The 7,075-nt window shown below is 38.7% G+C and carries 6 protein-coding genes; 5 read left to right on the forward strand and 1 reads right to left on the reverse strand.

The window, feature by feature from the left end; all coding sequences use genetic code 11:
• Positions 1-120: 120 nt before the first annotated feature.
• Positions 121-1,377, forward strand: coding sequence for a Glu/Leu/Phe/Val family dehydrogenase (locus FB379_RS13570; protein ID WP_063388611.1), 1,257 nt, complete (start codon positions 121-123; stop codon positions 1,375-1,377).
• Between the two features lie 90 nt (positions 1,378-1,467).
• Positions 1,468-2,436 (forward strand): YpdA family putative bacillithiol disulfide reductase, encoded by a 969-nt coding sequence (locus FB379_RS13575; RefSeq protein ID WP_066247690.1) that lies wholly within the window; start codon positions 1,468-1,470, stop codon positions 2,434-2,436.
• A gap of 256 nt (positions 2,437-2,692) precedes the next feature.
• Here FB379_RS13575 and FB379_RS13580 read toward each other — a convergent pair whose 3' ends face one another.
• Positions 2,693-3,661 carry an asparaginase gene (locus FB379_RS13580; RefSeq protein ID WP_144598199.1) on the reverse strand — a complete coding sequence of 323 codons (969 nt, stop codon included), beginning with the start codon at positions 3,659-3,661 and terminating at the stop codon, positions 2,693-2,695.
• A 224-nt stretch (positions 3,662-3,885) separates the two neighbouring features.
• Here FB379_RS13580 and prsW point away from each other — a divergent pair, with 224 nt between their 5' ends.
• From prsW to ypeB, 3 genes are all read left to right on the forward strand, one after another.
• Positions 3,886-4,557 carry a glutamic-type intramembrane protease PrsW gene (prsW, locus tag FB379_RS13585; RefSeq protein ID WP_066251976.1) on the forward strand — a complete coding sequence of 224 codons (672 nt, stop codon included), beginning with the start codon at positions 3,886-3,888 and terminating at the stop codon, positions 4,555-4,557.
• A gap of 92 nt (positions 4,558-4,649) precedes the next feature.
• Positions 4,650-5,603, forward strand: a complete 954-nt coding sequence (gene sleB / locus FB379_RS13590; RefSeq protein ID WP_094246145.1) for a spore cortex-lytic enzyme — start codon at positions 4,650-4,652, stop codon at positions 5,601-5,603.
• A gap of 14 nt (positions 5,604-5,617) precedes the next feature.
• Positions 5,618-6,961: a germination protein YpeB gene (gene ypeB, locus FB379_RS13595; RefSeq protein ID WP_144598200.1), complete on the forward strand. Its 1,344-nt coding sequence runs from the start codon at positions 5,618-5,620 to the stop codon at positions 6,959-6,961.
• Positions 6,962-7,075: the final 114 nt, after the last annotated feature.

Below are 7,075 nucleotides of genomic sequence, written 5' to 3' on the forward strand. Positions count from 1 at the left end.
AGTATCCCTTTATTTTCTATGAATTAATGATTGAATTAATTTATAGAAGGTGTATACTAAGTCATGAAAGGTGGACTTTTCCTTTTCATTATTAAAGAACATATAGGAGGTTTACTTATTATGGTAGCCGAAGGCAATGACAAGCATGATGTGCTAAAAGCTACGCAAAAGGTAATACATAAAGCGTTAGGAAAACTAGGTTATCCAGAAGAGGTGTATGAATTATTAAAAGAGCCGATTCGCATGCTGACAGTGAAAATACCTGTTCGCATGGATGACGGTTCTGTTAAAATATTTACTGGCTACCGGGCGCAGCATAATGATTCTGTAGGACCTACAAAAGGAGGCGTTCGCTTCCATCCAAATGTAACTGAAAACGAGGTAAAAGCGCTTTCAATTTGGATGAGTCTAAAATGCGGAATTATTGATTTGCCTTACGGTGGTGGAAAAGGTGGAATTGTTTGTGATCCAAGAGATATGTCGTTCAGGGAATTAGAAAGATTAAGCAGAGGATACGTTCGGGCAATTAGTCAAATTGTTGGCCCTACAAAAGATATACCTGCACCTGATGTATTTACGAACTCGCAAATCATGGCTTGGATGATGGATGAATACAGCCGGATTGATGAATTTAATTCGCCAGGATTTATTACCGGCAAGCCTCTCGTTCTCGGCGGTTCACATGGCCGTGAATCGGCAACGGCAAAAGGCGTGACCATTTGCATTCGCGAAGCAGCGAAGAAGCGTGGAATTTCTTTACAAGGGGCTAGGGTCGTTGTCCAAGGATTTGGAAATGCAGGCGGTTATTTAGCAAAATTTATGCATGATGCCGGAGCAAAAGTTGTAGGTATTTCCGATGCATACGGCGGTCTGTACGATCCAGACGGACTAGACATCGATTATTTATTAGACCGGCGCGACAGCTTCGGAACTGTTACGAAATTGTTTAATGATACGATCACTAATAAAGAATTGTTAGAACTTGATTGCGAAATTTTAGTTCCTGCGGCGATTGAAAACCAAATTACAGAAGAAAATGCCCATAATATTCGGGCTCAAATTGTCGTAGAAGCAGCCAACGGTCCGACAACTGTTGAAGCCACTCAAATCTTAACGGACCGGGGAATTTTACTCGTGCCTGACGTATTGGCAAGCGCGGGAGGAGTAACGGTTTCTTATTTCGAATGGGTTCAAAATAATCAGGGCTACTATTGGTCTGAAGAAGAAGTGGAAGAAAAATTGGAAAAAATGATGGTGAAAGCATTTAACACTGTATATGAAACGGCGCAAAACAGAAGAGTAGATATGCGGCTTGCTGCATATATGGTAGGCGTAAGAAAAATGGCAGAAGCATGCAGATATCGCGGATGGGTATAATATTTGCATCGTTTTGCAGTTTCCCCTATGATAATGTAGGGGAAATTTTTCTTTTGTCACCAGCCGCTTAATGCTATAGGAGTGATCATGATGCAAGAAGAAAAAGTGATCATTGTCGGCGGAGGTCCATGTGGACTATCGGCTGCGATCGAATTGAAGGAAAAAGGAATAAATCCTTTAGTTATTGAAAAAGGAAATATTGTTGATTCCATTTATCGCTTTCCAACACATCAAACCTTTTTCAGCACAGCAGACAGGCTTGAAATTGGCGGAGTCCCATTTATCACAGAAAACCGAAAGCCTGTCCGCAATCAAGCGCTTGCTTACTACCGGGAAGTTGTGAAGCGAAAAAATTTGCGCATTCATACATATGAAAAAGTAGAGAAGGTAGAAAAGCAGCAGGACGGAACGTTCATGGTAACGACGGAAAAAGGAAAATATCGTGCGTCATTTGTTGTGATTGCTACAGGTTATTATGATAATCCAAATTACATGAATGTTCCAGGCGAAAATCTGCCCCACGTTTTCCATTATTTTAAAGAAGCTCATCCATATTTTGATAAAGATGTCGTTGTGATCGGCGGGAAAAACTCAAGTGTTGATGCCGCGCTTGAGCTTTATAAAGCCGGGGCTAGAGTAACTGTATTGTACCGAGGAAGCGGGTATTCTTCAAGCATTAAGCCTTGGATATTGCCGGAATTTGATTCTCTTATCAAAAAAGGCTATATAAAAATGGAATTTCGGGCAGATGTAAAAGAAATTAAAAATGACTCTATTAGTTATATTGTGAACGGAACAGAAGAAAAAACTATTCCTTGTGATTTTGTCTTTGCCATGACTGGCTACCATCCAGATCATAACTTTTTGAAAAAAATGGGTGTACTTATTGATGAGCAGACAGGCAGACCTTACTACAATCCCGATACAATGGAAACGAATGTAAACGGGATTTTTATAGCCGGTGTCATCGCAGCTGGAAATGATGCGAATGAGATTTTTATCGAAAACGGCAGATTTCACGGGGAATTGATCGCAGAAGAAATTATCAAAAGAGTATAAAAATAGGGGATGTCCCGAAAATAATCAAGTAGAGAAAAACAATCCGTTTTTCTCTACTTGATTTTGTTGCTTTCATAAGTTGTGGGGCCGTCCAGAAATCAAATCGCCATTGAAAACAAAAAATCATAAACACCGATATATCAACGTTTCTAACACATTAATGGGGACGTCAATAAGCCGTAAAAACGGCTTATTAGACACCCCTTTACTTGTAACATTTTTTAGTAAAATTTGTGTTGATCATCACAACAGCTTATTATTTCGAAAACATTTCTTCTATTTCAGTTAAATCGCTCGTTTTTTCTAAAGCCACTAAAAGCTTTATTCTAGCTTTTTGCCCGTTTAATCCGTTCGAAAATATAACGCCAAGCTGTTTTAAATGTTTTCCTCCGCCCTGATAATCATAGACATCCTGCACAATGCCGTTAAAACATCGTGAGACAATGACGATCGGCACTTTCTTCTCAATAAGCCGTTTCATGCCGGGGACTAAAGCCGGCGGCAAATTTCCTTGCCCTAAAGCTTCAATGACGATTCCATCCGGATTCAGTCCTTCAACTGCTTCCATTATTTTTTCATCCATGCCTGCATACGCCTTTAAAAGGAGCACATGTTTAGAGATTTTCGTTATACTATATGTTTCTTTTCTTAACGGATAGTGATGAAATGCCAGAATTTTTTTGTTCACAATACCGATCGGTCCGTATTGCGGACTTTGGAATGTAGCGATATTGCTTGTATGCGTTTTTGTGACGTTTTTTGCTGTATGAATCTCGTCATTCATGACAACTAACACACCAAGGTTTTTCGCTTTGTCGGAAGCAGCAACTTTTATGGACATCAATAAATTATATAATCCGTCTGATCCGAGTTCATTATTTGACCTCATCGCACCCGTTACAACAACGGGGATGGGAAGGTCAAGAGTCAAATCTAAAAAATAAGCTGTTTCTTCTAAAGTATCCGTTCCATGAGTGACGACGACACCGTCGATGCTTCCATTTTTGGCATGATGTTCGATTTCTTTTTTAATTTCCAGCATTTCCTTAGGAGTTATATGCGGGGAAGGCAAGTTAAAAAGCTCTTTTACGATTGTTTGTACATTGTTTACATTCAATGAAAAATTTGTTAGAGGATTGGACCCTTCTGGTCTCACTGCACCGCTTTGTTCATCTTCCAGCATTGAAATTGTACCGCCTGTATGTAAAATCAATACTTTCTTCATCTTTTTATCCCTTTCATTAAAGTTTCATTTTTTCATGCTTATTTTTGATTTTCATTTTGTCATATACATGTTACCATTTTATCAAAAGGATGTTTTTAACAACTTACTGCTGCTCTAACATGAATCATCATTTCTCATTCTTTTATTTTGTTTTATTTTAAAAGGAACATTCTGATAAATCTATACATAAATAAGGAGATACTAGAAGAAAAGAGGCTGTCATTATGATTGCGATTATTACAGCAGGCATTGCACCAGGGCTGGCAATACTTTCATATTTTTATTTGAAGGATCAATATGAAATGGAACCCCTTTACATGGTTGTTCGGACGTTTATTTTCGGTGCGCTGCTTGTTTTTCCAATTATGTTTATTGAATACGTTCTGGAAACAGAAAATGTATTTCCCTCTTCTTTTTTACAAGCTTTCTTTGCTTCGAGTTTATTGGAAGAGTTTTTTAAATGGTTTATTTTTTATTTTACAATTTACTCCCATTTTCATTTTGATGAACATTACGATGGAATCGTTTATGGTGTGTCCATCTCTCTCGGCTTTGCGACATTGGAAAATATTTTATATTTAATTGCGAACGGTGTGGAGTTTGCATTCGGGCGCGCAATTTTTCCAGTCCCAAGCCATGCATTGTTCGGTGTCATCATGGGGTATTATTTAGGAAAAAGCAAATTTTCGAATGATAGGCTTAAAAAAAGATGGCTCTTTTATTCTCTAGTTATTCCGTTTCTTTTGCACGGAACGTACAATTATATCTTGCTTTCCAATGAAGACTGGAAGTTTTGGGTCACTCCGTTTATGGTGTTTTTATGGTGGTTTGGGCTTCATAAAGCAAAAAAAGCGCGCATGGTATACAAGCAAAATATCGAAACAATATCAGGATAAAAAAATTTTTGAACCGGCATGAGCCGGTTTTTTTGTTGTATAAAATGACATCTACTACAGAAAATACATGTAACGATATAAAGTGAGGAGGCATGATGATGGGAAAAAACATGAAATATCTGCTCGCAAACGCTTTTGTTTTAATCGTTTTTCTTATTCTTTCTAACAATCAGCTGCATGTTCATGCTTTTAGCGAACAAGTGATTCAGAGAGGTGCGACAGGTGATGATGTCATTGAACTGCAGGCAAGACTTCAATATAACGGATATTATCATGGGAAAATTGATGGGGTATATGGATGGAATACTTATTGGGCAGTTAGAAAATTTCAAAATAATTTCGGACTTAAAGAAGTAGATGGTTTAGTTGGTCCTGAAACAAAACAAAAGCTTATCAATACGACAAAATATTATAAATCTTTTGTCCACGAACAAATTCGAAAAGGCAGAGACTTTACCCATTATGGCGGAGTGCCGCTAAAAATCCAAACAGCGCCTTCTGAGGAGCTGCGCGCAAAATGGCGGAAGCAAACCGAAAAAAATCTCGCAAAAAATGTACCGCCAAAAAAACAACAAGCTGGTCAGGCTGGACAAGGGCAAAAGCAGGCTGCTCCTAAACAGCAAGCAGCCCAAAATAAACAACAAACAGGGAAATCGGTACAGCCGATGGCGGTGAATATGCCTGGAGGCTTTTCACAAAATGACTTAAATCTTTTAGCCAATGCCGTTTACGGAGAAGCCCGCGGCGAGCCTTATATTGGTCAAGTAGCAATTGCGGCAGTAATTTTAAACCGACTGAACAGCCCGACATTTCCAAATACGGTTGCTGGTGTTATTTTTGAACCGGGTGCTTTTACAGCTGTCAGCGATGGACAAATATATTTGACACCAAATGAAACAGCGAGAAAAGCGGTGATGGACGCCATTAACGGGTGGGATCCGACAGAAGAAGCTCTCTATTATTTCAATCCTGATACAGCAACAAGCCCATGGATATGGACGCGGCCGCAAATCAAGAAAATCGGAAAACACATATTCTGTGAATAGTGAGGTGATTCAGTATGCTTCGAGGATTATTAATCGGGCTGCTTACAGTGGCCTTAATCGGAACAGGCTACTGGGGATATAAAGAGCATCAGGAAAAAAACGCCGTATTAATTCATGCAGAAAACAATTACCAGCGGGCTTTTCACGATCTAACCTATCAAGTGGATCTGCTTCATGACAAAATTGGCGAGACACTCGCCATGAATTCAAGAAAATCATTGTCACCGGCGCTGGCGGAAGTTTGGAGAATTACATCGGAAGCGCACAATGATGTCGGCCAGCTTCCGTTAACTCTTTTACCTTTCAATAAAACAGAGGAATTTTTGTCAAATATTGGGAAATTTAGTTATCAAACAGCAGTGAGAGATTTAAACAAAGATCCGTTAACGGATCAAGAATATGAAACGTTAAAAAAATTGTATAAAAATGCAAAAGACATACAAGACGAATTGAGAAACGTCCAGCATTTAATCTTAAAAAACAATCTGCGCTGGATGGATGTTGAACTCGCACTAGCATCAGGGCAAAAACAAATGGACAATACGATCATTGATGGATTTAAAACGGTAGAAAAAAATGTTGAAGGCTATTCCGAAACTAATTTCGGTCCAACAGCAACAGCGCTGCAAAAGCCTAAAAAAGGATTTGAACAATTAACTGGAAAGGAAATATCAGAGCAAGAAGCAAAACAAATCGCAAAACGATTTGCCCCTAAAAATGTAGAACGAGTAGATGTAACAACAAATGGTAAAGGATCAAACATTCAGTTTTACAGCATTACTATGCATGATAAAGGAAATAAACATGATGTTTATATGGATATCACGAAAAAAGGCGGTCATTTAATTTATTTATTGCACAACAGAGATATTAAACAACAAAAAATCAGCTTAAATGAAGCATCCAACCGAGCAACGGAATTTTTGAAAAAGCTAAAATTTAAGGATTTAGAGCTTTATGAGAGTGCACAATATGACAACATTGGTGTTTTCACATTTGTTTCTAATTACAAAGGTGTACGTCTATATCCTGATGCAGTTCGTTTAAAGGTAGCGTTGGACAACGGAGAAATTATAGGTTATTCTGGACGTGATTATTTAGCAGCGCACAAAAAAAGAAATTTGCCGAAACCGGCTATTACAAAAGAAGAAGCAAAAAAATCAGTCCATTCTAACGTTGAAATTCAGGAGGATCGATTAGCTGTTGTGACAAATGATGCCGGCGAAGAAGTGCTGTGCTATGAATTTTTAGGAACGATTGACCAAGACACGTACCGCATTTTCATCAACGCAATGGACGGAACGGAAGAAAAAGTGGAAAAATTGCAAAGTGCTGAACCGTTATTCAGAGAAATTTAATCACAAAAAGGGGAGTCGATGTGTGAGTAAAATGTTTGTGGGAGAAATTCTTAGAATTCCCCGATGAGGGGGTTGGGAACGTAGGTTCGCAATCCCCCTCATCGGGGCCACCAA

Origin of the sequence: Aeribacillus composti, from assembly GCF_007827555.1 — a bacterium.
GTDB lineage: Bacteria > Bacillota > Bacilli > Bacillales > Aeribacillaceae > Aeribacillus > Aeribacillus composti.